This window comes from Mesorhizobium australicum (genome assembly GCF_900177325.1).
Taxonomy (GTDB): Bacteria; Pseudomonadota; Alphaproteobacteria; order Rhizobiales; family Rhizobiaceae; genus Mesorhizobium_A; species Mesorhizobium_A australicum_A.
Window position 1 is genome coordinate 2,714,358 of sequence record NZ_FXBL01000004.1, and the last position, 24,347, is coordinate 2,738,704.

The following is a 24,347-nucleotide window of genomic DNA, read 5'->3' on the forward strand; positions in this document are numbered from 1 at the left end:
GGGAAACCGCAAGAATCTGTCGTGCGGCACCGGGCAAGCCGCAATTTCGACATCGGCGTTCACACGATGTTAACCGGCGTCTTTCGGACAACCCCATGATAATGAAAGAGAAATGGAAAAGACGCGATATGCCGTCACGGAAGCCGGCCGCGATTTAGCCTCATTTTGCAATTGCGAAATGAGCGTCGGCGAAGTAAAAGCCACCCGGAAAGCGGCGGGGTCGCCCGCGCCTGGTGGGCGCGGCGGACGATCCGCCAGCGGTAAGGACATCATGGACGATAGCGTTCAAAAATCCTGCTGGGGCGTTGCCGCCAAAGCAGTCGTGGGTTTCGCATTCATCATTCTCCTGGCCTGGCTGATCGGTGGCGTCGAGAGCGCGGCCGTCGTCGCAGCGGGATGAGCCGTCCGGCGACGCCGATGTCGCCGCCGGGCTTGCCGAAGTCGGCTTGCGGTTAGATTTCCCCGCGTGAAGGACGCAGAAGTGCTATCTCCGTCATCGGGATTGCGCTGATGTTCCTTTCGGTTTTCGACCTGTTCAAGATCGGCATCGGGCCGTCGAGCTCCCACACGATGGGGCCGATGACGGCGGCGTCGCGCTTTCTCGACGAAATCCTGCACGGCGACTGGCCGCGTCCGCACGATGTCGACATTGTCCGGCTCGCCGCGAGCCTGCACGGATCGCTCGCCTATACCGGCATCGGCCACGGCACCGACCGCGCGGTCGTGCTCGGTCTCACCGGCCTCACGCCGATGACCGTCGATCCCGACAGGGTAGACGAGATCATCGCCGGGGTCGCGGCGGCGAAGACGGTCAGCCCGCCCGGCCACCCGGCCTACCGCTTCGACCCGGCCGTCGACCTGGTGATGGACCGCAAGACGCCGCTTTCCGGCCATGCCAACGGCATGACCTTTTCCGCGCTCGACGCGGACGGCCGCGTGCTGCTGAGGCGCATCTACTATTCGATCGGCGGCGGTTTCATCGTGTCCGACGAGGAACTGCAGCGGCTGAAGGCGAGGGGGCCGGAAGCAGCCGCCAACGACGTGCCCTATCCCTTCTCGCACGCCGCCGAGATGCTCGACATGGCGGCGAAGAGCGGACTGTCCATCGCCGAGATGAAGCGCGCCAATGAGGAGACGCGCCTGTCGCGGGAGGAGCTGGATCAAGGCCTCGACAACGTCTGGGCGGCGATGCGCGGGGCGATCGAGCGCGGCCTGACCCAGGAGGGCATCATGCCCGGCGGGCTGAAGGTGAAGCGCCGCGCCCGCCAGCTGCACGACAAGTTGCAGGAGGAATGGCGGCAGAACCGCCCGAACCCGCTGCTCGCCAACGACTGGCTGTCGGTCTATGCCATGGCCGTCAACGAGGAGAACGCGGCGGGCGGGCGCATCGTCACCGCGCCGACCAATGGCGCTGCCGGCGTGATCCCGGCGGTGATGCGCTACTGGCTGCATTTCCACCCCGAGGCCGACCAGGCCGGTATCCGCGACTTCCTGCTCACCGCAGCCGCGGTGGGCGGCATCATCAAGCACAACGCCTCGATCTCCGGCGCGGAGGTCGGCTGCCAGGGGGAGGTGGGATCGGCCTCGGCCATGGCCGCGGCAGGGCTCGCCGCCGTCATGGGCGGCACGCCGATGCAGGTCGAGAACGCGGCCGAGATCGCGCTGGAGCACCATCTGGGCATGACCTGCGATCCGGTCGGGGGCCTGGTGCAGGTGCCGTGCATCGAGCGCAACGCGCTGGGCGCGGTGAAGGCCGTGACGGCCGCCTCGCTGGCGCTGAAGGGCGACGGCACGCATTTCGTGCCGCTGGACGCCGCCATCGAGACGATGCGCCAGACCGGCCTCGACATGAACGAGAAATACAAGGAGACCAGTCTCGGCGGGTTGGCGGTGAATGTGGTCGAGTGTTGATCGGGCTTCCGCACGGTACTAAATTATGATACCAATTCTGGATGAAGCGGCGTCACCGCGCGACACTTGAAGCGATCTTCGCCAGGCCGACGAGCGGAACGATCCGCTGGTCGGACATTGAGGCGCTTTTCATATCGCTGGGTGCCGAGGTTTCGGAGCGCGAAGGATCCAGGATCGGCGTCTTCCTGTTCGGCGAGGTGAGAGTGTTTCATCGACCGCACCCGTCGCCGGAGACGGACAAGGGCGCGGTGACGTCCATCCGGAAATGGCTTGAGGCCAACGAGATAGTACCATGAAGAACGTGATCGATATCGAGGGCCACAAGGCGGTCGTGGCATTCGACCCGGACATCCGCCTGTTCCGGGGGGAGTTCCTTGGGCTCGCCGGAGGCGCGGATTTCTATGCCGACACGGTGGATACCCTCTATGATGAAGGCCGCACGTCCTTGCGTGTCTTTCTGGACATGTGCCGCGAGAAGGGCATCGAGCCGCGCCGCTCCTATTCGGGCCGCTTCAACGTCCGTCTCGCCCCCGAGACGCACGCGGCGGCCGCGATCGCCGCCGCCGCCAACGACCTCAGCCTGAACGAGTGGGTTGCAGAAGCGATCGAGACGGCGGCCAAGCAGGGATGACCTGCATCCCTGTGGACAAGTCGGCTCTCCGTTGACCGGCCGTTGGCAAGCGCCTACCTCATCATCATGCCGCTCAACATGATCAAGCTCTGCGTCGGCGCCGAGAGCGTCGAGGATCTCGAGGAATGGATAGCCGAGCGCCTCGACGAGGCCCGCGCGCTCGGACGACCGGTCGAGCAGATGCACACCACGCGCATGGTGCCGAGCCGCGCGCCGGAGCTGGTCGACGGCGGCTCGCTCTACTGGGTGATCAAGGGCTCCGTGCAGTGCAGGCAGCGGCTTCTGGAGGTGCGGCCGTTCACCGATGCCGACGGCATCTCGCGCTGCCATCTCGTGCTCGACCCGAAGGTGGTGCGCACCGAATGGCAGCCGCGCCGCGCGTTCCAGGGCTGGCGCTATCTCGTCGCGGCCGACGCGCCGGCGGACCTTTCCGACAATGCGTCCGGCTGGCAGGCCCTTCCGCCGGATCTGCGCTCGGAGCTGGCAAGTCTCGGGCTGCTGTGAGCCTCGGCGCTTAACCTTAAGCCGAGAAAGGCCGTTTCGAGGCCGTTTACCGGATTGAAACCATAAGCGTCCGGACGCAAGGTAAAGCCGGGCGTGGGGTTGTGTCATGTTGTTGTCGAGTTTGGCGGGTTCGTCCGTCGGGAGCGCGAGGCGTCCCGCGCACGTGATCGTCGTCGGCAACGAGAAGGGCGGCTCCGGCAAGTCCACGACCGCGATGCATGTCGCGGTGGCGCTGCTCAAATCCGGCTACACGGTCGCCACCGTCGACCTCGACGGACGCCAGCTTTCCCTCACGCGCTATGTCGAGAACCGCGCCCGCTGGTCGCGCAATTCGGGCGTGGCGCTGCAGGTTCCGGCGCATTTCCACGTGCCGCCGGCGCGGCGCGAGAGCGTGACCGAGGCGGAGGGCGAGGAGTTCCGCAAGCTGACCGACGGTCTGGCCGAGGTCGAGAGCCGTCACGACTTCGTGGTTATCGACACGCCGGGCTCCGACACTTTCCTCAGCCGGCTGGCGCACCGCATCGCCGACACGCTCGTCACGCCGATGAACGACAGCTTCATCGATTTCGACGTGCTGGGGCGGATCGATCCGGTCAGCTACGAAATCCTCGACGTCTCCCAATATGCCACCTCGGTGCGCGACGCCCGCCGCGAGCGGCGCCAGGCCGACAATGCGATCCTCGACTGGGTGGTGGTGCGCAACCGCATGGCCAGCATCACCTCGCGCAACGAGCAGCGCGTGGCCTCATGCCTGCGCAACCTGTCGATGAAGCTCGGCTTCCGCATCGCCGACGGCATCTCGGAGCGCGTGATCTTCCGCGAATTCTTCCCCGTCGGCCTTACCGCTCTCGACGAGCTGGACGAAAGGACGCTCGGCGGCCGGCCGACGCTCTCGCATCTGGCGGCGCGCCAGGAGATCCGCCAGCTCGTCGCCGCGCTGCGCCTGCCGACGGACGAGATGGGGCGCAGGCGCGTCGAGGCGCGGCAGCGCTATGCGCAGACAATCGGCCAGCCGATCGCGCTGCCGGACATATTCGTCAGCTGAAGGCGACTTGAAACGGCGCCGCCGCCCCCGCATCTTCTGTGGATGTGTGAGGTGACGATGAAGCCTGCTACGGCCAATGGACATCCGCCCGGAACGGCGCGGCGGCGGGCCGTGTCATGATCTGGCTCTCTGCCGCAGCGGTCGCCCTGCTTGCCGTGCTGTGCGCGCGCGTCTTCCTGACCTGGGATCCGGCGCGGCTCGCGACCGTGCTCAGGATCGCCGGCCCGTCGCTGCTGGCTATCGCCGGCATGGTGCTGACGGCGCTCGGGCGGCCGGTGTTCGGTTTTCCGCTCGTTGGTCTTGCGACCGTGTGGGCGCTGCTGGTCTTCGCCCGACCGCGCCGGACGGCGTTCCGGAAGCGGCGGTCGACGGTTCGCACGGCAGCGCTGGAGATGGTGCTCGATCATTCCACCGGCGCGCTGGAAGGGCTGGTGCTGGCCGGCACATTCGAGGGCAGGGGGCTCGACGAGCTCGACCTGCCGTCATTGCTGAAGCTCCGCGGAGAACTGTCGTCCGACGCGGAGAGCCTGCGCCTACTTGAGGCGTATCTTCAGAGCCGATTCCCCGCCGGGCGCATAGACGCAGATCCGCACGTCGGTGCGCGGCAGGCTGGCGCGCCAGTTGCGCGCGCCATGACTGAGAAGGAAGCCTACCAGATCCTTGGTCTTGAACCGGGAGCCAGCGCGGCGGACATCCGCCAGGCGCATCGCCGCCTTGTGAAGCGACTGGGCGCCGATCTCGGCGACGCGGCGTTCCTTGCGGCGCGGATCGACGAAGCCCGGGATTTCCTGCTCTCGCTGCACGGCTAGTTCTCCTTCGACTCGGACTGACCGGAGATGCTTGGGGCGGCCTACTGCTGGACGGCGTAGCAGGAGATCGACCGCTTCTTGAGCGCGGCGCAGGTCTTGGTGGCCGTCGCCTGGTTGCTGAAGCCGCCGAAGCGGGCGCGGATATAGGTGGTGCCGCCCTTTTCGAACCGCTCCGTGAACGGCTCGGCCGAGGCCAGCAGCTGCGCCGCCTTGTCGCTGGTCTTGTCGAGCAGCGCGCGGGCCTCGGCCTCCGAACCGACAGAGCCGACCTGGATCACCCAGCCGGACTTCGGCGCGGCGGACGGCGTCACCGAGGCCGTCTTCACCTGGTCCACCTCGACTTTCGGGGTAGGAGCGTCGGCCTTGGCCACCGCGTCGGCGATCGGATCGGCGGGGCGCGCGAGCGGTCGCGCATAGGCGGTCTCGATGACCTGTTCCGGACGCGCTTCGGGCGCCGGGACGTTCTTGGCGTGCAGCGGGCTTGCGACAGAGGCCACGATCGGCGCCTGCGGCTCGATGGTGCGGGCGGCGATCAGCGGGTTGGAGCCGCGGCTCGACGCCTTGGGCATGTAGGCGGCGATCAGGCGCTCCATCTCGGCGTCGCGGCTGCGTCCGCTCGCGCCGCCCATCACGACGGCGACGATCTTGCGGTCGCCGACCTTGACCGACGACACGAGGTTGAAGCCGGACGCGCGCGTGTAGCCCGTCTTGATGCCGTCGACGCCCTGCACGCGGCCGAGCAGCTTGTTGTGGTTGGGCATGCGCGACTTGCCGAAGGCGAAGGAGCGGGTCGAGAAATAGGAATAGTGTTTCGGATAGTGCTCGCGCAGCGACATGCCGAGGATCGCCATGTCGCGCGCCGTCGTCTTCTGGCCGGGATCGGGCAGGCCCGACGCGTTGCGGAAGGTGGTCGAGCTCATGCCGAGCTTGCGCGCCTTCGCGGTCATCATCTTCGCGAAATTGGATTCGGAGCCGCCGAGAAGCTCTCCGAGCGCGGTCGCGGCGTCGTTCGCCGATTTGGTGACGAGGCCGAGGATCGCCTGCTCGACGGTGATCGAGCCGCCCGGCCGGACGCCGAGCTTGGTCGGCGGGCGCGAGGACGCATATTTGGAGAACACCACCCGGGTGTCCTTGGAGATGCGGCCCGCCGACATCGCCTCGAAGGTCAGGTAGAGCGTCATCATTTTCGTCAGCGACGCCGGATAGCGCGGCGAATCGGCGCTGGACGAATAGAGCGTCTTTCCCGTGCTCGCATCGATCACGATGGCCGCCTTCTTCGACTGCGCCTGGGCGGCGGCGGTCGAACCGGCGATCGCGACCGTTGTCGCGACGAGGAAGCCGAGGATGGGGCGGAGGGACTTGCGGACGGACGAGAACAGGCCGGCGGACGCGAAACTCACTGCTACACCCTTTGTTTTTTCGTTGGGGCCCCGCGCGGCAAAGGTCACCGCGCTGCATGTCGCGCGAAGCTACGGCGACAGCGTTACCATTCCGTTTATGGTAACCGGATTGTTGAGCCCCTCCGGCATTTTTGAATCGAATGGTATCGATCGTCGGCGCTGCCCGGTCCGGCATGGCCCGGATCGGCGCCGGGGCAGGGATGCGGGGCTGCTACCGCCCATCCGGGCAGGGCGCCCGGCGTCGAAAGGGCTTGTGTTTTGGCATCATTGCCGCTAATCGCGCGGCTCCGAAACTTCGAAACAGTCGCCGAGGAAGAACACGATGGCCAAAAGCAAGTTTGAGCGGAATAAGCCGCATGTGAATGTCGGGACGATTGGTCACGTCGACCATGGCAAGACGTCTCTGACGGCTGCGATCACGAAGTATTTCGGCGAGTTCAAGGCGTATGACCAGATCGACGCGGCTCCGGAAGAGAAGGCGCGCGGCATCACGATCTCGACGGCCCACGTCGAATACGAGACGGCGAACCGCCACTATGCCCACGTCGACTGCCCCGGCCACGCCGACTATGTGAAGAACATGATCACGGGTGCGGCGCAGATGGACGGCGCGATCCTGGTTGTGTCGGCGGCCGACGGCCCGATGCCGCAGACGCGCGAACACATTCTTCTGGCCCGCCAGGTCGGCGTTCCGGCGATCGTGGTGTTCCTGAACAAGGTCGACCAGGTCGACGACGCCGAGCTTCTCGAGCTGGTCGAGCTCGAGGTGCGCGAGCTTCTGTCGAAGTACGAGTTCCCGGGCGACGACATTCCGATCGTCAAGGGCTCGGCGCTGGCCGCACTTGAGGATTCCGACAAGAAGATCGGCGAGGACGCGATCCGCGAGCTGATGGCTGCGGTCGACGCCTACATCCCGACGCCGGAGCGTCCGATCGACAAGCCGTTCCTGATGCCGATCGAGGACGTGTTCTCGATCTCGGGCCGCGGCACGGTGGTGACGGGTCGCGTCGAGCGCGGCATCGTCAAGGTCGGCGAGGAGCTGGAGATCGTCGGCATCCGTCCGACGGCGAAGACGACCTGCACGGGCGTCGAGATGTTCCGCAAGCTGCTCGACCAGGGCCAGGCGGGCGACAACATCGGCGCGCTGCTGCGCGGCGTGGACCGTGACGGCGTGGAGCGCGGCCAGGTTCTGGCCAAGCCCGGCTCGGTGAAGCCGCACAAGAAGTTCGTGGCCGAGGCCTACATCCTGACGAAGGAGGAGGGTGGCCGTCATACGCCGTTCTTCACCAACTACCGCCCGCAGTTCTACTTCCGCACGACGGACGTGACGGGCATCGTGACGCTGCCGGCGGGCACCGAGATGGTGATGCCCGGCGACAACATCACGGTCGACGTCGAGCTGATCGTGCCGGTGGCGATGGAAGAGAAGCTCCGCTTCGCCATCCGCGAAGGCGGCCGCACCGTCGGTGCGGGCGTCGTGGCCTCGATCAAGGAATAAGCGCTCCGGCGCTTGAATGGCGGCGTCCGCGCCGCCATTTTCGTCCGGACCCGCTTGCAGCTTCGGCGACAAGCGATTAGGAACGGGCGCGATACGGGCATAGCTCAGTTGGTAGAGCGACGGTCTCCAAAACCGTAGGTCGTAGGTTCGAGCCCTGCTGCCCGTGCCATCCTCCCCAGAAGGGGAGGTCGAGTTTTCCCCGAAAGGGGCGTATATGGAATGCCATAGCCGGGCCTGGGACGAATGGATGGTTCCTCGACGGCGCGAGAACATGAAGCGGGTACCGGGCCTTGCGCTTGCGGCGAATCCTCTTTATGTAGACGGAACAGACACGCGGTGCGTGGAGCTGGGGAGCCGGCTTTACGCACCTAATGGCATGGAAGAAAGGCACTGATTCGCCGTCCTTCCATGAGCTTCCCCGGGAGGCATGTTCCAGCGTCGGGAACTTCAGAAAGGCGGTCCGGTCAACGGGCCCGGATACAGAGCGGCAGATGGCTTCGAAGACCACCAATCCATTCGTGTTCCTTCAGCAGGTCCGGTCGGAGACCTCGAAGGTCACCTGGCCCTCGCGCCGGGAAACCATGATCTCGACCATCATGGTGCTCATTTTCGCATTCATCGCGGCGATCTTCTTCTTCGCCGCGGATCAGCTTATGGCACTGGGGGTCGAACTGATCCTCGGCCTCGGGCGCTAGTTTCGCCGGCGACCACGGAGACAGTTCAAGACATGACCGCGCGCTGGTACATCGTCCACGCCTATTCGAACTTCGAGAAGAAGGTCGCGGAGGATATCGAGCAGAAGGCCAAGCAGAAGGGCCTCTGGGATTCCTTCGAGAAGATCCTCGTGCCGACCGAGAAGGTGGTCGAGGTGCGGCGCGGCCGCAAGGTGGACGCCGAGCGCAAGTTCTTCCCCGGCTATGTGCTGGTGCGGGCGAACCTGACCGACGCGGTGTTCTCGTTGATCAAGAACACCCCGCGCGTGACCGGCTTCCTCGGCGATTCTAAGCCGGTGCCGATCACCGATGCGGAAGCCGAGCGCATCCTGCACCAGGTGCAGGAGGGCGTGGAGCGTCCGAAGCCGTCGATCACCTTCGAGATCGGTGAGCAGGTGCGCGTCTCCGACGGCCCGTTCGCCTCGTTCAACGGCTTCGTTCAGGAAGTCGACGAGGAGCGCGCGCGGCTCAAGGTGGAGGTTTCGATCTTCGGGCGCGCCGTGCCGGTGGATCTGGAATTCGGTCAGGTCGAAAAGGCCTGACCGGAAGGCGCCCGGCATGTCCGGGTGTCCAACGGGTGGGAGGCGCCGCGGCTTTAGCCGGCCGTGAGCTCCGCACCACCGAACTGCAACCGCCGGCTCTTTCGGGCTGGCAAGACACAAGGGCAGATGAGAAATGGCTAAGAAAGTTGCGGGCCAGCTCAAGCTCCAGGTCAAGGCAGGATCGGCCACGCCGTCCCCGCCGATCGGCCCGGCGCTTGGTCAGCGCGGCATCAACATCATGGAGTTCTGCAAGGCGTTCAACGCGCAGACCCAGGACATGGAGAAGGGATCGCCGGTTCCGGTGGTCATCACCTATTACGCCGACAAGTCCTTCACCTTCGTGATGAAGACGGCTCCGGTGAGCTACTTCCTCAAGAAGGCGGCGGGCCTCGATTCCGGTTCGAAGGAGCCGGGCAAGAAGGTCGCCGGCCAGGTGAGCCGCGCCAAGGTGCGCGAGATCGCCGAAGCCAAGATGAAGGACCTGAACGCGAACGACGTGGAAGCGGCGATGCGCATGGTCGAAGGTTCCGCCCGTTCGATGGGCCTGGAAGTGGTGGGCTGACGTCATGGCGAAGCTTTCGAAGCGAGTTGCGAAGTCCCGCGAGGGCATCGATCCGAACAAGAGCTACGCTCTGGCCGACGCCGTGAAGCTGCTCAAGGAGCGCGCGAGCGTGAAGTTCGACGAGACGATCGAGGTTGCGATGAACCTCGGCGTCGATCCGCGTCACGCCGACCAGATGGTCCGCGGCGTGGTCAACCTGCCGAACGGCACGGGCCGCACGGTCCGCGTCGCGGTGTTCGCGCGCGGCGCGAAGGCCGAGGAGGCGACTGCCGCCGGCGCCGACATCGTCGGCGCGGAGGATCTGGTCGAGATCGTGCAGAAGGGCGAGATCAATTTCGACCGCTGCATCGCGACCCCGGACATGATGCCGCTGGTCGGCCGTCTCGGTAAGGTGCTCGGCCCCCGCGGCATGATGCCGAACCCGAAGGTCGGCACCGTGACCGTCGACGTCGCCGGCGCCGTGAAGGCGTCCAAGGGCGGCGCGGTCGAGTTCCGCGTCGAGAAGGCCGGCATCGTGCATGGCGGCGTGGGCAAGGTGTCCTTCGACGTCAACGCGATCGAGGAGAACATCCGCGCCTTCGCCGATGCCGTGATCAAGGCGAAGCCGACGGGCGCCAAGGGCAACTACGTCAAGAAGGTGTCGATCACCTCGACGATGGGCCCGGGCCTGAAGATCGACGTGGCGACGCTGACCGTCGCCTGATCGCACGAGGATCGGCGCGTAGCGCGCTGATCCGATTCAAGAATTCCGGTCCCGGAGACGGGGCCGGATCCGAGGGGAGACCCTCGGCGGCCGGAGGGAACCTCCGGTCTCCTGTCCGAGATTGCAGGTGGAGAGTTCCTCTCCTTAAGCCGTTTGGGCCTGCATGAGACGGGGATCGACCGAATTCGACGCCTCGGCGTCACGTTTGGTTCGAACCGCGTGTGCCTTTTGTCAGCGTGGCGGGAAACCGTCACGACGAAAAGGGGACAGGATCCTCGAGCGTCGTTCGGGAGGTCCTTAACTGGATGTCCCGCGCGACAGAAGGCAACCGGCAGCCGATCCTTCGGGGGAGGCTGCCAACTGGAGAGTGGCAGTGGAAAGAGCGGAAAAGCGCGAATTCGTCACGGGCCTGAATGAGGTGTTCAAGAGCACCGGTTCAGTCGTCGTGGCCCACTATGCCGGTCTGACCGTGGCGCAAATGAACGACCTGAGGTCGAAAATGCGCGCCGCCGGCGGAACCGTCAAGGTAGCGAAGAACCGTCTCGCCATCATCGCCCTTCAGGGTACGGACTCCGAAAGCATGAAGGGCCTGTTCAAGGGACAGACCCTGATCGCCTATTCGGAGGATCCGGTTGCAGCGCCGAAGGTCGCTTCCGATTTCGCCAAGGGGAATGAGAAACTCATCATTCTCGGCGGCGCCATGGGATCGACCGCTCTCGACGCCGATGGAGTGAAGGCCCTGGCCACGCTTCCGTCGCTGGACGAGCTGCGCGCCAAGCTGGTTGGCATGATCGCCACCCCGGCAACCCGGATCGCCCAGGTCGTCAACGCACCGGCTGCGCAGCTGGCACGCGTTTTCGGCGCCTATGCCCGGAAGGACGAGGCGGCATGAGGCCGTTTCTCGCTGTCATCTACAACACGCAATCGAACCAACTGAAGGAAGTGAAAAATGGCTGATCTGTCGAAGATCGTTGAAGACCTGTCGAGCCTGACCGTCCTCGAGGCGGCTGAGCTCTCGAAGCTCCTCGAAGAGAAGTGGGGCGTTTCGGCCGCCGCTCCGGTCGCCGTTGCCGCCGCTGGCGGTGGCGCTGCCGCCGCTGCTGCTCCGGCCGAGGAGAAGACCGAGTTCGACGTCGTCCTGACCGACGCCGGCGCTCAGAAGATCAACGTCATCAAGGAAGTCCGCGCGATCACGGGCCTGGGCCTCAAGGAAGCCAAGGACCTGGTCGAGGGCGCTCCGAAGCCGGTCAAGGAAGGCGTCAACAAGGCTGACGCCGACAAGATCAAGGCCCAGCTGGAAGCAGCCGGCGCCAAGGTCGACCTGAAGTAACACGCGTGTCGGCGGGCGGCTTTCGCCGTCCGCCGCCTCCCTGGGGGAGGGCCCGCGTATTGGGCGAATTTAGGGAAACCCCTTTTCCGAGGGCCGGGAACGGCTCTCCGAAAACGGGTTTTCAACCGTTTTGAAATGCCGCAGCGCGTCTCGCGCGCGGTCGCAAGGATAGCCAGTAAGGCAGCAAGGAGCGACGATGGCCCAGACCCACACGTTCAACGGTCGCAGGCGGGTTCGCAGCTTTTTCGGAAAGATCCCGGAAGTTGCGGAGATGCCGAACCTGATCGAGGTTCAGAAGGCTTCCTACGACCAGTTTCTCATGGTCGACGAGCCGGAAGGCGGACGTCCGGACGAGGGATTGCAGGCGGTTTTCAAGTCGGTGTTCCCGATCTCCGACTTTTCCGGCGCCTCGATGCTCGAATTCGTCAAGTATGAATTCGAAGCCCCGAAGTTCGACGTCGACGAGTGCCGCCAGCGCGACCTGACCTACGCAGCACCCCTGAAGGTGACGCTGCGCCTCATCGTGTTCGATGTGGACGAGGACACCGGCGCGAAGTCGATCAAGGACATCAAGGAGCAGGACGTCTACATGGGCGACATGCCGCTCATGACGTCGAACGGCACCTTCATCGTCAATGGCACCGAGCGCGTGATCGTCTCGCAGATGCACCGTTCGCCGGGCGTCTTCTTCGACCACGACAAGGGCAAGTCGCACTCTTCGGGCAAGCTGCTGTTCGCGGCCCGCGTCATCCCCTATCGCGGCTCCTGGCTCGACATCGAGTTCGATTCCAAGGACATCGTGCATGCCCGCATCGACCGCCGCCGCAAGATCCCGGCGACGTCGCTCTTGATGGCGCTCGGCATGGACGGCGAGGAGATCCTGTCGACCTTCTACAACACGCTGACCTACGAGCGTGACGGCGACGACTGGCGCGTGCCGTTCTCGCCGGACCGTTTCCGCGGCCGCAAGGCCGTGACCGACATGATCGACGCCGACACCGGCGAGGTCGTGGTCGAGGCCGGCAAGAAGATCACGGTCCGCCAGGCCCGCCAGCTCGCCGAGAAGGGCCTGAAGGCCATCAAGGCGACGCTCGACGACCTGATCGGCTCCTACATCGCCGAGGACATCGTCAACCCCGAGACGGGCGAGATCTATCTCGAGGCCGGCGAGGAACTCGACCTCGTCGTCGACGCCAAGGGCCAGCGCAAGGGCAACCTGCTCGACCTGATCAATTCGGGTGTCGACGAGATCAACGTGCTCGACATCGACCACGTCAACGTCGGCGCCTACATCCGCAACACGCTGGCGATCGACAAGAACGAGAGCCGCCAGGACGCGCTGTTCGACATCTACCGCGTGATGCGCCCGGGCGAGCCGCCGACGCTGGACACCGCCGAAGCCATGTTCAAGTCGCTGTTCTTCGACGCAGAGCGTTACGACCTGTCGGCGGTCGGCCGCGTCAAGATGAACATGCGCCTTGAACTCGACTGCCCGGATACCGTGCGCGTGCTGCGCAAGGACGACATCCTGGCGGTGGTCAAGACGCTGGTGGAGCTGCGCGACGGCAAGGGCGAGATCGACGACATCGACAATCTCGGCAACCGCCGCGTCCGTTCCGTCGGCGAGCTGATGGAGAACCAGTATCGCGTCGGCCTGCTGCGCATGGAGCGCGCGATCAAGGAGCGCATGTCCTCGATCGAGATCGACACGGTCATGCCGCAGGACCTGATCAACGCCAAGCCCGCGGCCGCCGCCGTGCGCGAGTTCTTCGGCTCCTCGCAGCTGTCGCAGTTCATGGACCAGACCAACCCGCTGTCGGAGATCACCCACAAGCGTCGTCTCTCGGCGCTTGGCCCGGGCGGTCTGACCCGCGAGCGCGCCGGCTTCGAGGTGCGCGACGTGCACCCGACGCATTACGGCCGCATCTGCCCGATCGAGACGCCGGAAGGCCCGAACATCGGTCTGATCAACTCGCTCGCGACCTTCGCCCGCGTCAACAAATACGGCTTCATCGAGAGCCCGTACCGCAAGATCGTCGACGGCAAGATCACCAACGACGTCGTCTATCTGTCGGCGATGGAGGAGGCCAAGCACTACGTCGCGCAGGCCAACGCCGAGCTCGACAAGGACGGCGGTTTCGTCGACGAATTCGTCATCTGCCGTAACGCCGGCGAGGTGATGATGACCCCGCGCGAAAACGTCGACCTGATGGACGTGTCGCCGAAGCAGATGGTGTCGGTCGCGGCCGCGCTGATCCCGTTCCTGGAGAACGACGACGCCAACCGCGCGCTGATGGGCTCGAACATGCAGCGTCAGGCCGTGCCGCTGGTGCGCGCCGAGGCCCCGTTCGTAGGCACCGGCATGGAGCCGATCGTGGCGCGCGACTCGGGCGCTGCCATCGGCGCCCGCCGCGGCGGCATCGTCGACCAGGTCGACGCGACCCGTATCGTCATCCGCGCGACGGAGGATCTCGAATCCGGCAAGTCCGGCGTCGACATCTACCGGCTGATGAAGTTCCAGCGTTCGAACCAGAACACCTGCATCAACCAGCGTCCGCTGGTGAAGATGGGCGATCTGGTGAACAAGGGCGACATCATCGCGGACGGCCCGTCGACGGACCTCGGCGACCTGGCGCTCGGCCGCAACGTGCTCGTCGCGTTCATGCCGTGGAACGGCTACAACTACGAGGACTCGATCCTGCTCTCCGAGCGTATCGTGGCTGACGACGTCTTCACCTCGATCCATATCGAGGAGTTCGAGGTCATGGCCCGCGACACCAAGCTCGGTCCGGAGGAGATCACGCGCGACATTCCGAACGTGTCGGAAGAAGCGCTGAAGAACCTCGACGAGGCGGGCATCGTCTACATCGGCGCGGAAGTGCAGCCGGGCGACATCCTGGTCGGCAAGATCACGCCGAAGGGTGAAAGCCCGATGACGCCGGAAGAGAAGCTTCTGCGCGCCATCTTCGGCGAGAAGGCGTCCGACGTGCGCGACACGTCGATGCGCATGCCTCCGGGAACCTTCGGCACCGTCGTCGAGGTGCGCGTCTTCAACCGCCACGGCGTGGAGAAGGACGAGCGCGCCATGGCGATCGAGCGCGAGGAGATCGAGCGTCTCGCCAAGGACCGCGACGACGAGCAGGCGATCCTCGACCGCAACGTCTACGGCCGCCTGGCCGAGATGCTGGCGGGCAAGGATGCCATCGCCGGGCCGAAGAGCTTCAAGAAGGGCTCCAAGATCTCCAAGGAGACTCTTGACGAGTATCCGCGTTCGCAGTGGTGGCAGTTCGCCGTCGAGGACGAGAAGGCTCAGGCCGAGATCGAGGCGCTGCGCGGCCAGTACGACGACTCCAAGAAGGCGCTCGAGCAGCGTTTCATGGACAAGGTCGAGAAGGTGCAGCGCGGCGACGAGATGCCTCCGGGCGTCATGAAGATGGTCAAGGTCTTCGTCGCGGTGAAGCGCAAGATCCAGCCCGGCGACAAGATGGCCGGCCGCCACGGCAACAAGGGTGTCGTGTCGCGCATCGTGCCGATCGAGGACATGCCGTTCCTGGAGGACGGCACCCATGTCGACGTCGTGCTCAACCCGCTCGGCGTGCCGAGCCGCATGAATGTCGGCCAGATCCTCGAGACGCATCTCGGCTGGGCCTGCGCCGGCATGGGCAGGAAGATCGGCGAGATGATCGAGGCCTACAAGCAGGCCGGCGACATCCAGCCGCTGCGCTCGACGATCGAGAAGATCGTGCCCGCGGACAACCGCAACGAGCCGGTGCGTCAGTACGACGACGAGTCGGTGCTGCTGCTGGCCGACCAGATGAAGCGTGGCGTGTCGATCGCGACCCCGGTCTTCGACGGGGCCAACGAGGCCGACATCAACCGCTTCCTCAAGGAGGCGGGCCTGCAGGAGAGCGGTCAGTCGACGCTTTATGACGGCCGCACGGGCGAGGCGTTCGATCGCAAGGTGACGGTGGGCTACATCTATATCCTGAAGCTCCACCACCTCGTGGACGACAAGATCCACGCGCGTTCGATCGGTCCGTACTCGCTCGTCACCCAGCAGCCGCTGGGCGGTAAGGCGCAGTTCGGCGGCCAGCGCTTCGGCGAAATGGAGGTCTGGGCGCTAGAAGCCTACGGTGCCGCCTACACGCTGCAGGAGATGCTGACGGTGAAGTCGGACGACGTGGCCGGCCGCACCAAGGTCTACGAGGCGATCGTGCGCGGCGACGACACGTTCGAGGCGGGCATTCCGGAGAGCTTCAACGTTCTCGTCAAGGAAATGCGCTCGCTGGGCCTCAACGTGGAGCTCGAGGATTCGCGTGTCGACGAGGTTCCGGTCCAGCTGCCGGACGCCGCCGAGTAAGGAAAAGCCGCGCCGCGGGAAACGCCCGCGGCGCGCCACAGGTTTCGATGCGGCGGTTCGTTCCGCCAGACCAGGGGTCCCCCACCCCGACGCATTCAGAGGGACTTCGGTCCCCAACAGGAGAACGGCATGAACCAAGAGGTCATGAATCTCTTCAATACCCAGGCCCCGGCCCAGGTGTTCGATTCCATCCGGATTTCGCTCGCCAGCCCGGAAAAGATCCTTTCCTGGTCGTTCGGCGAGATCAAGAAGCCGGAGACGATCAACTACCGCACGTTCAAGCCCGAGCGTGACGGCCTGTTCTGCGCGCGCATCTTCGGCCCGATCAAGGACTACGAGTGCCTGTGCGGCAAGTACAAGCGCATGAAGTACAAGGGCATCATCTGCGAGAAGTGCGGCGTCGAGGTCACGCTGTCGCGCGTGCGCCGCGAGCGCATGGGCCACATCGAGCTGGCCGCGCCCGTCGCCCACATCTGGTTCCTGAAGTCGCTGCCGTCGCGCATCGGCACGCTGCTCGACATGACGCTGAAGGACATCGAGCGCGTCCTCTACTTCGAGAACTACATCGTCACCGAGCCCGGCCTGACCGACCTCAAGCAGCACCAGCTGCTGTCCGAGGAAGAGTATATGACGGCCGTCGACAACTTCGGCGAGGACCAGTTCACGGCCATGATCGGCGCCGAGGCGATCCACGAGCTTCTGTCCTCGATGGAGCTGGAGAAGATCGCCGTCGAGCTGCGGGACGAGCTCGCGACGACGACGTCCGACCTGAAGCAGAAGAAGTACCTGAAGCGCCTCAAGGTGGTCGAGAACTTCATGGAGTCGGGCAACCGGCCGGAGTGGATGATCATGAAGATCATCCCGGTCATCCCGCCGGACCTGCGCCCGCTGGTCCCGCTGGACGGCGGCCGCTTCGCGACCTCCGACCTGAACGACCTCTATCGCCGCGTCATCAACCGCAACAACCGCCTGAAGCGGCTGATCGAGCTGCGCGCGCCTGGCATCATCATCCGCAACGAGAAGCGCATGCTTCAGGAGGCGGTGGATGCGCTGTTCGACAACGGCCGCCGCGGCCGCGTCATCACCGGCGCCAACAAGCGTCCGCTGAAGTCGCTGTCCGACATGCTGAAGGGCAAGCAGGGCCGCTTCCGCCAGAACCTGCTCGGCAAGCGCGTCGACTATTCCGGCCGCTCGGTCATCGTGACCGGTCCGGAGCTGAAGCTGCACCAGTGCGGCCTGCCGAAGAAGATGGCGCTCGAACTGTTCAAGCCGTTCATCTACGCCCGCCTCGACGCGAAGGGATATTCCTCGACCGTCAAGCAGGCGAAGAAGCTGGTCGAGAAGGAGAAGCCGGAGGTCTGGGATATCCTCGACGAGGTCATCCGCGAGCATCCGGTGCTCTTGAACCGCGCGCCGACGCTGCACCGTCTCGGCATCCAGGCGTTCGAGCCGACCCTGATCGAAGGCAAGGCGATCCAGCTTCACCCGCTGGTCTGCACCGCCTTCAACGCGGACTTCGACGGCGACCAGATGGCCGTGCACGTCCCGCTGAGCCTTGAGGCCCAGCTGGAAGCGCGCGTGCTGATGATGTCGACCAACAACATCCTGCATCCGGCTTCGGGCGCGCCGATCATCGTGCCGTCGCAGGACATGGTTCTGGGCCTCTACTACCTCTCGATCGTCAACCAGAACGAGCCGGGCGAGGGGATGGTGTTCGCCGATATGGGCGAACTGCACCATGCGCTGGAGACCCGTTCAGTCACGCTGCACACCAAGATCAAGGGCCGTTTCAAGACGGTCGACAAGGACGGCAACCTCGTGTCGAAGATCTATGACACGACGCCCGGCCGCATGATCATCGGCGAGCTGCTGCCGAAGAACGTCAACGTGCCGTTCGAGACCTGCAACCAGGAAATGACCAAGAAGAACATCTCCAAGATGATCGACACGGTCTACCGTCACTGCGGCCAGAAGGAGACTGTGATCTTCTGCGACCGCATCATGTCGCTCGGCTTCGCGCATGCCTGCCGCGCCGGCATCTCGTTCGGCAAGGACGACATGCTGATCCCCGAAACCAAGCACAAGCTGGTCTCGGACACGGAGGCGCTCGCGAAGGAATACGAGCAGCAGTACAATGACGGCCTGATCACGCAGGGCGAGAAGTACAACAAGGTGGTCGACGCCTGGGCGAAGTGCTCGGAGAAGGTCGCCGAGGAGATGATGGCCCGCATCAAGCGGGTCGAGTTCGACGACAACGGCCGCCAGAAGCCGATGAACTCGATCTACATGATGTCGCACTCCGGCGCGCGCGGTTCGCCCACGCAGATGCGTCAGCTCGCCGGCATGCGCGGCCTGATGGCCAAGCCGTCGGGCGAGATCATCGAGACGCCGATCATCTCGAACTTCAAGGAAGGCCTGACGGTTCTGGAGTATTTCAACTCCACCCACGGCGCCCGCAAGGGCCTGGCCGACACGGCGCTCAAGACGGCGAACTCGGGTTACCTGACCCGCCGTCTGGTCGACGTGGCGCAGGACTGCATCGTCAACATGATCGACTGCGGCACCGACAAGGGCCTGACCATGCAGCCGATCGTCGATGCGGGCCAGGTCGTGGCTTCGCTCGGCCAGCGCATCCTCGGCCGCACGGCGCTCGAGGACATCACGCATCCGGTCTCCGGCGAGGTCATCGTCAAGGCCGGCACGCTGATGGACGAGCGCGACATCGAGCAGATCGAGAAGGCGTCGATCCAGACGGTGCGTATCCGTTCGGCTCTCACCTGCGAGGTGAAGGTCGGCGTCTGCGCAGTCTGCTACGGTCGCGACCTGGCGCGGGGCACGCCCGTCAACCAGGGCGAGGCCGTCGGCGTCATCGCGGCGCAGTCGATCGGCGAGCCGGGCACCCAGCTCACCATGCGTACCTTCCACATGGGCGGCGCGGCACAGGTTGCCGACCAGTCCTTCCTGGAAGCCTCGTATGAGGGCACGGTGCAGACCCGCAACCGCGCGGTCGTCCGCAACTCGGACGGCAACCTGGTGGTGATGGGCCGCAACATGGCGATCGTCATCCTCGACGAGGCCGGCAAGGAGCGCGCAACGCACCGCGTCACCTACGGCTCGCGCCTCTATGTCGACGATGGCGACAAGGTGAAGCGCGGCCAGCGCATCTCCGAATGGGATCCGTACACCCGCCCGATCCTCACCGAAGTCGAGGGTCGCGTCGCGTTCGAGGATCTGGTCGACGGCATCTCCGTGCAGGAGACGGCCGACGAATCGACCGGCATCACCAAGCGCGAGGTCATTGACTGGCGTTCGACCCCGCGCGGGTCGGACCTCAAGCCGGCGATTGTGGTGCAGGACTCGAAGGGCAAGATCGCCAAGCTGTCCAAGGGCGGCGACGCGCGCTTCCAGCTCTCCGTCGAGGCGATCCTCTCGGTCGAGCCGGGCGCGATGGTGCGTCCGGGCGACGTGCTGGCGCGTATCCCGATGGAAAGCGCGAAGACGAAGGACATCACGGGCGGTCTGCCGCGCGTGGCCGAACTCTTCGAAGCGCGCCGTCCGAAGGACCACGCCATCATCGCCGAGGTCGACGGCACGATCCGCCTGGGGCGCGACTACAAGAACAAGCGCCGCATCATCATCGAGCCGCACGACGGTTCGCTCGAGCCGGTCGAGTATCTCATCCCGAAGGGCAAGCCGTTCCATCTTCAGGACGGCGACGTCATCGAGAAGGGCGACTACATCCTCGACGGCAACCCGGCGCCGCACGACATCCTGGCGATCAAGGGCGTGGAGGCTCTGGCTTCCTACCTCGTCAACGAGATCCAGGAGGTCTACCGGCTGCAGGGCGTGGTGATCAACGACAAGCACATCGAGGTGATCGTTCGCCAGATGCTGCAGAAGATCGAGATCACCGACCAGGGCGATTCGGTCTACATCCCGGGCGACCATGTCGACGTGATCGAGTTCGACGAGGTCAACGAGAAGCTGGTCGACGCCGGCAAGCGCCCCGCACAGGGCCAGCCGGTGCTGCTCGGCATCACCAAGGCCTCGCTGCAGACGCCGTCCTTCATCTCGGCAGCGTCCTTCCAGGAGACCACCCGCGTCCTCACGGAAGCGGCGGTCGCCGGCAAGACGGACACGCTGCAGGGCCTGAAGGAGAACGTCATCGTCGGCCGCCTCATCCCGGCGGGCACCGGCGGTCAGATGAGCCAGATCCGGCGCATCGCGACCTCGCGCGACGAGCTGATTCTCGACGAGCGCCGCAAGGCGTCGGGCGCCGCCATGGCCGATCCGATGCTCGCGGACATGACCGCCGCCGAATAGGCACGGTCGAAACGAAACGGAAAAGGCCGCCGGTTCGCCCGGCGGCCTTTTTCATATGCGGATGGCCGGGAATACCGACGGTTGTTGTTCTACGATCGTAGGGTTCCGTCGTTGAATGTGAACAAGTTCACAGACAGTCGCACGGCCCGCAAGCCATGGGTGGGGCGCGGTTATTGATCGGGTTTCATCTCCCATTACCGCTTTTTTGGCCGTCCGGAATATGCCCCTCCGGACGGCCATTTTTATGGTCGCTGGACGTGGCGGATGCTCAGAAATCGTCGAACGTGACGATCGCGACCTCTCCCTCCAGCGCGCCCTGATAGGCGGAAGCGTGCGGTTCTTCCTCCGGCATGCCGTCGATGTCGCCGATCTGGTCGAGCTCGGCCTCCGCATAACCTTCGGTCGCGAGCGCCTGCAAAGCCATCTTCACGGCGCTGTCGTCGTCCGGCGCAACGAGGAAGACATGGATTCCTTCCGCCTTGCCACCCTTCTTGCGAAAGACCCGGCCGGTGATGATCGTGACGTGCGGTTCTTCGTTGTCGTTCATCTGCGTCGTCCTGTGGTGATTCCCCCGACAAGGGGCCGGGGGAAGGCTCGTCCGTCGGGATCGCATGTCCCCGCGCGTATGGATAGGGCAGGATCGCGCCATTTTGTTGTGCGCGCCGCCCGGCTTGCGGTAACTTCGTGTCCGGCATGGCCCTCATGCGCTCGAAGTCGAGTTATATGCGGGGTTCGGGGTTGACGCGGCGCGACTCTGCTAGTATCAGCGCGGCAACCGAACCGATGTGAGGCTATCTCTTTCGGGGCGACACGCCCTGGATATGGTCTCAAACAAGGCTCAAGTTACGCGAAATACACATTTCCGGCGTGCACGAAGCGGCTCCCGCTTCCTCTGCTTTTGATCGGGCAAGACCGCGTTAAGCGGTTTCTGCCCGAAATTCGTATGGAAATTGGTCTACAGGCGGCGTGCCGCCTGAAAACGGACGAACGACACGAGGTTTTGATGCCTACAGTAAACCAGTTGATCCGCAAGCCTCGGCAGGCGCCGGCGACGCGCAACAAGGTTCCGGCGATGCAGGCCAACCCGCAGAAGCGCGGCGTCTGCACTCGCGTCTACACGACGACCCCGAAGAAGCCGAACTCGGCGCTGCGCAAGGTTGCGAAGATCCGTCTGGTCAATGGCTTCGAGGTCATCGGCTACATTCCGGGTGAGGGGCACAACCTCCAGGAACACTCGGTGGTCATGATCCGTGGCGGCCGCGTCAAGGACCTGCCGGGCGTTCGTTACCACATCATCCGCGGCGTGCTCGACACGCAGGGCGTGAAGAACCGCAAGCAGCGCCGTTCGAAATACGGCGCGAAGCGTCCGAAGTAAGTCCACGGCCTAGCCGCTGTCGCAGTTGAGAGACGAGAAACATGTCCCGACGCCATTCTGCTGAGAAACGCGAGATCAACCCGGACCCGAAGTTCGGCGATCTCGTCGTCACGAAATTCATGAACGCCGTCATGATGCACGGCAAGAAGTCGGTCGCCGAGACGATCGTCTACGGTGCGCTGGACCAGGTCCAGGCCAAGACGAAGCAGGAGCCGGTCGCGGTCTTCCATCAGGCGCTCGACAATGTCGCGCCGCATGTCGAAGTCCGTTCGCGTCGCGTCGGCGGCGCCACCTACCAGGTTCCGGTCGACGTTCGCGTCGAGCGCCGCCAGGCTCTCGCCATCCGCTGGCTGATCACCGCTGCGCGCAACCGCAACGAGACCACGATGGTCGATCGCCTCTCCGGTGAACTTCTCGACGCCGCCAACAACCGCGGCACTGCGGTGAAGAAGCGCGAAGACACCCACAAGATGGCCGAAGCCAACCGCGCGTTCGCGCACTACCGCTGGTAACCGCGGTCAAGGACGAGAGGCACCATCATGGCCCGCGAGTATAAAATCGAAGACTACCGAAATTTCGGTATCATGGCGCATATCGACGCCGGCAAGACGACGACCACCGAGCGCGTGCTCTATTACACCGGCAAGTCGCACAAGATCGGCGAAGTCCATGACGGCGCCGCCACCATGGACTGGATGGAGCAGGAGCAGGAGCGCGGCATCACCATCACGTCGGCCGCGACCACGACCTTCTGGAAGGCGCGTGACGGCAGGCTCCGCCGCTTCAACATCATCGACACCCCCGGCCACGTCGACTTCACCATCGAGGTGGAGCGCTCGCTGCGCGTGCTCGACGGCGCCATTGCGCTGCTCGACGCCAATGCCGGCGTGGAGCCGCAGACCGAGACCGTGTGGCGCCAGGCGGACAAGTACCGCGTGCCGCGTATGATCTTCTGCAACAAGATGGACAAGATCGGCGCGGACTTCTACCGCTCCTACGAGATGATCGCGACCCGTCTGGGCGCGCAGGCCGTTGCCATGCAGCTGCCGATCGGCGCCGAGACCGAGTTCAAGGGCGTCGTCGACCTTATCGAGATGAACGCGCTCGTATGGCGCGACGAGTCGCTGGGCGCTGCCTGGGACGTCGTCGAGATCCCGGCCGATCTCAAGGAGAAGGCCGAGCAGTTCCGCGAGAAGATGATCGAAGCCGCCGTCGAAATGGACGACGAGGCGATGAACAACTATCTCGAAGGCAAGATGCCGTCGAACGACGAGATCCGCGCGCTGATCCGCAAGGGCACGATCGCGGTGAAGTTCTTCCCGATGTTCTGCGGCTCGGCCTTCAAGAACAAGGGCGTGCAGCCGCTGCTCGACGCCGTCGTCGACTTCCTGCCGTCGCCGATCGACGTGCCGGCCATCCAGGGCATCGACCCGAAGACCGAGGCCGAGATCGAGCGCCACGCCGACGACAACGAGCCGCTGTCGATGCTTGCGTTCAAGATCATGAACGACCCGTTCGTCGGTTCGCTCACCTTCTGCCGCATCTATTCCGGCAAGCTGACCAAGGGCGTCTCCCTCGACAACACCGTCAAGGGCAAGAAGGAGCGCATCGGCCGCATGCTGCAGATGCATGCGAATTCGCGTGAGGACATCGAAGAGGCGTTCGCCGGCGACATCGTCGCTCTGGCCGGCCTCAAGGAAACCACCACGGGCGACACGCTCTGCGATCCGCTGAAGCCGGTCATCCTGGAGCGCATGGAATTCCCCGAGCCGGTCATCCAGATCGCGATCGAGCCGAAGACCAAGGGCGACCAGGAAAAGATGGGCCAGGCCCTCTATCGCCTGGCGGCCGAGGATCCGTCCTTCCGCGTCAAGACCGACGAGGAATCGGGCCAGACCATCATCGCCGGCATGGGCGAGCTCCACCTCGACATCATCGTCGACCGCATGCGTCGCGAGTTCAAGGTCGAGGCGACCGTGGGCGCTCCGCAGGTTGCGTATCGCGAGACCATCACGCGCCGCACCGAGGAAGACTACACCCACAAGAAGCAGACCGGCGGCACGGGCCAGTTCGCCCGCGTCAAGCTGATCTTCGAGCCGAATCCGGATGGCGACGATTTCATCTTCGAATCGAAGATCGTCGGCGGCGCGGTGCCGAAGGAATACATCCCCGGCGTCGAAAAGGGCATCCAGAGCGTCCTGTCCTCGGGTCCGGTCGCGGGCTTCCCGATGCTGGGCGTCAAGGCGACCCTCATCGACGGCGCCTTCCACGACGTCGACTCGTCGGTCCTGGCGTTCGAAATCGCCTCCCGCGCCTGCTTCAAGGAAGCGGCGAAGAAGGCCGGCGCCCAGCTGCTCGAGCCGATCATGAAGGTCGAGGTCGTGACGCCCGAGGATTACGTCGGCAACGTCATCGGCGACCTGAATGCCCGTCGCGGCCAGATCCAGGGTCAGGAGACCCGCGGTGTGGCGGTGGTGGTCAACGCCATGGTCCCGCTCGCGAACATGTTCAAATACGTCGACAACCTGCGCTCGATGTCCCAGGGCCGCGCCCAGTACACGATGCAGTTCGACCACTACGAGCCTGTGCCGACCGCGGTCGCGCAGGAAATTCAGAAGAAATACGCGTAATTCCAGCCGGT

At 64.8% G+C, this 24,347-nt stretch carries 21 protein-coding genes and 1 tRNA gene; 20 read left to right on the plus strand and 2 right to left on the minus strand.

Annotation, left to right across the window (positions count from 1 at the left end):
• The first annotated feature begins 112 nt into the window (after positions 1-112).
• The 7 genes from B9Z03_RS15810 to B9Z03_RS15840 all read left to right on the plus strand — a co-directional run bounded on the left by B9Z03_RS15810 (position 113) and on the right by B9Z03_RS15840 (position 4,900).
• Positions 113-400, plus strand: a complete 288-nt coding sequence (locus B9Z03_RS15810; RefSeq protein ID WP_085465087.1) for a hypothetical protein — start codon at positions 113-115, stop codon at positions 398-400.
• Between the two features lie 110 nt (positions 401-510).
• Positions 511-1,911, plus strand: coding sequence for an L-serine ammonia-lyase (locus tag B9Z03_RS15815; protein WP_085465088.1), 1,401 nt, complete (start codon positions 511-513; stop codon positions 1,909-1,911).
• A gap of 41 nt (positions 1,912-1,952) precedes the next feature.
• Positions 1,953-2,207, plus strand: a complete 255-nt coding sequence (locus B9Z03_RS15820) for a type II toxin-antitoxin system HicA family toxin (RefSeq protein ID WP_085465089.1) — start codon at positions 1,953-1,955, stop codon at positions 2,205-2,207.
• Entirely contained in the window at positions 2,204-2,542 is a 339-nt protein-coding gene (locus tag B9Z03_RS30295; protein ID WP_085465090.1) for a type II toxin-antitoxin system HicB family antitoxin, read from the plus strand. The genes B9Z03_RS15820 and B9Z03_RS30295 overlap by 4 nt, the downstream gene beginning before the upstream one ends.
• Positions 2,543-2,608: 66 nt before the next feature.
• On the plus strand, positions 2,609-3,046 hold the full coding sequence (locus B9Z03_RS15830; RefSeq protein WP_085467691.1) for a DUF1489 family protein: 438 nt from the start codon (positions 2,609-2,611) through the stop codon (positions 3,044-3,046).
• A 106-nt stretch (positions 3,047-3,152) separates the two neighbouring features.
• Positions 3,153-4,091 (plus strand): division plane positioning ATPase MipZ, encoded by a 939-nt coding sequence (locus B9Z03_RS15835; RefSeq protein WP_085465091.1) that lies wholly within the window; start codon positions 3,153-3,155, stop codon positions 4,089-4,091.
• A 116-nt stretch (positions 4,092-4,207) separates the two neighbouring features.
• Positions 4,208-4,900, plus strand: coding sequence for a J domain-containing protein (locus B9Z03_RS15840; RefSeq protein ID WP_085465092.1), 693 nt, complete (start codon positions 4,208-4,210; stop codon positions 4,898-4,900).
• A gap of 41 nt (positions 4,901-4,941) precedes the next feature.
• On the opposite strand, the gene B9Z03_RS15845 is transcribed toward B9Z03_RS15840, so the two are convergent.
• The gene (locus B9Z03_RS15845) at positions 4,942-6,300 is read right to left on the minus strand and encodes a D-alanyl-D-alanine carboxypeptidase family protein (RefSeq protein ID WP_348529029.1); all 1,359 of its coding nucleotides are present in this window, start codon (positions 6,298-6,300) and stop codon (positions 4,942-4,944) included.
• Positions 6,301-6,622: 322 nt separating this feature from the next.
• On the opposite strand from B9Z03_RS15845, the gene tuf reads away from it, so the two are divergent.
• The 10 genes from tuf to rpoC all read left to right on the plus strand — a co-directional run bounded on the left by tuf (position 6,623) and on the right by rpoC (position 20,331).
• Entirely contained in the window at positions 6,623-7,798 is a 1,176-nt protein-coding gene (gene tuf / locus B9Z03_RS15850; RefSeq protein ID WP_085465093.1) for an elongation factor Tu, read from the plus strand.
• A 93-nt stretch (positions 7,799-7,891) separates the two neighbouring features.
• A tRNA-Trp gene (locus tag B9Z03_RS15855) sits at positions 7,892-7,967 on the plus strand.
• A 322-nt stretch (positions 7,968-8,289) separates the two neighbouring features.
• Positions 8,290-8,493 carry a preprotein translocase subunit SecE gene (gene secE, locus B9Z03_RS15860; protein WP_085465094.1) on the plus strand — a complete coding sequence of 68 codons (204 nt, stop codon included), beginning with the start codon at positions 8,290-8,292 and terminating at the stop codon, positions 8,491-8,493.
• 32 nt (positions 8,494-8,525) lie between these two features.
• Entirely contained in the window at positions 8,526-9,053 is a 528-nt protein-coding gene (gene nusG, locus B9Z03_RS15865) for a transcription termination/antitermination protein NusG (protein WP_085465095.1), read from the plus strand.
• A gap of 133 nt (positions 9,054-9,186) precedes the next feature.
• The gene (rplK, locus tag B9Z03_RS15870; protein WP_085465096.1) at positions 9,187-9,615 is read left to right on the plus strand and encodes a 50S ribosomal protein L11; all 429 of its coding nucleotides are present in this window, start codon (positions 9,187-9,189) and stop codon (positions 9,613-9,615) included.
• Between the two features lie 4 nt (positions 9,616-9,619).
• Positions 9,620-10,318, plus strand: coding sequence for a 50S ribosomal protein L1 (gene rplA, locus B9Z03_RS15875; protein WP_085465097.1), 699 nt, complete (start codon positions 9,620-9,622; stop codon positions 10,316-10,318).
• Positions 10,319-10,691: 373 nt separating this feature from the next.
• Complete coding sequence (gene rplJ / locus B9Z03_RS15880; RefSeq protein ID WP_085465098.1) at positions 10,692-11,210, plus strand: 50S ribosomal protein L10; 519 nt, start codon at positions 10,692-10,694, stop codon at positions 11,208-11,210.
• 57 nt (positions 11,211-11,267) lie between these two features.
• Positions 11,268-11,648 carry a 50S ribosomal protein L7/L12 gene (gene rplL, locus B9Z03_RS15885; protein WP_085465099.1) on the plus strand — a complete coding sequence of 127 codons (381 nt, stop codon included), beginning with the start codon at positions 11,268-11,270 and terminating at the stop codon, positions 11,646-11,648.
• 196 nt (positions 11,649-11,844) lie between these two features.
• On the plus strand, positions 11,845-16,008 hold the full coding sequence (gene rpoB, locus B9Z03_RS15890) for a DNA-directed RNA polymerase subunit beta (RefSeq protein WP_085465100.1): 4,164 nt from the start codon (positions 11,845-11,847) through the stop codon (positions 16,006-16,008).
• A gap of 129 nt (positions 16,009-16,137) precedes the next feature.
• Positions 16,138-20,331, plus strand: a complete 4,194-nt coding sequence (gene rpoC, locus B9Z03_RS15895; RefSeq protein WP_085465101.1) for a DNA-directed RNA polymerase subunit beta' — start codon at positions 16,138-16,140, stop codon at positions 20,329-20,331.
• Between the two features lie 268 nt (positions 20,332-20,599).
• Here the strand turns inward: rpoC and B9Z03_RS15900 are convergent, their stop codons facing one another.
• Entirely contained in the window at positions 20,600-20,878 is a 279-nt protein-coding gene (locus B9Z03_RS15900; protein WP_085465102.1) for a transcriptional regulator, read from the minus strand.
• Between the two features lie 456 nt (positions 20,879-21,334).
• On the opposite strand from B9Z03_RS15900, the gene rpsL reads away from it, so the two are divergent.
• Genes rpsL through fusA form a run of 3 tightly spaced genes read left to right on the plus strand, consistent with a single transcriptional unit; the run spans position 21,335 to position 24,336 of the window.
• Positions 21,335-21,706 (plus strand): 30S ribosomal protein S12, encoded by a 372-nt coding sequence (rpsL, locus tag B9Z03_RS15905; protein WP_085465103.1) that lies wholly within the window; start codon positions 21,335-21,337, stop codon positions 21,704-21,706.
• A 41-nt stretch (positions 21,707-21,747) separates the two neighbouring features.
• Entirely contained in the window at positions 21,748-22,218 is a 471-nt protein-coding gene (rpsG, locus tag B9Z03_RS15910) for a 30S ribosomal protein S7 (protein ID WP_085465104.1), read from the plus strand.
• A 27-nt stretch (positions 22,219-22,245) separates the two neighbouring features.
• Positions 22,246-24,336, plus strand: a complete 2,091-nt coding sequence (fusA, locus tag B9Z03_RS15915; RefSeq protein WP_085465105.1) for an elongation factor G — start codon at positions 22,246-22,248, stop codon at positions 24,334-24,336.
• Positions 24,337-24,347 lie beyond the last annotated feature (11 nt).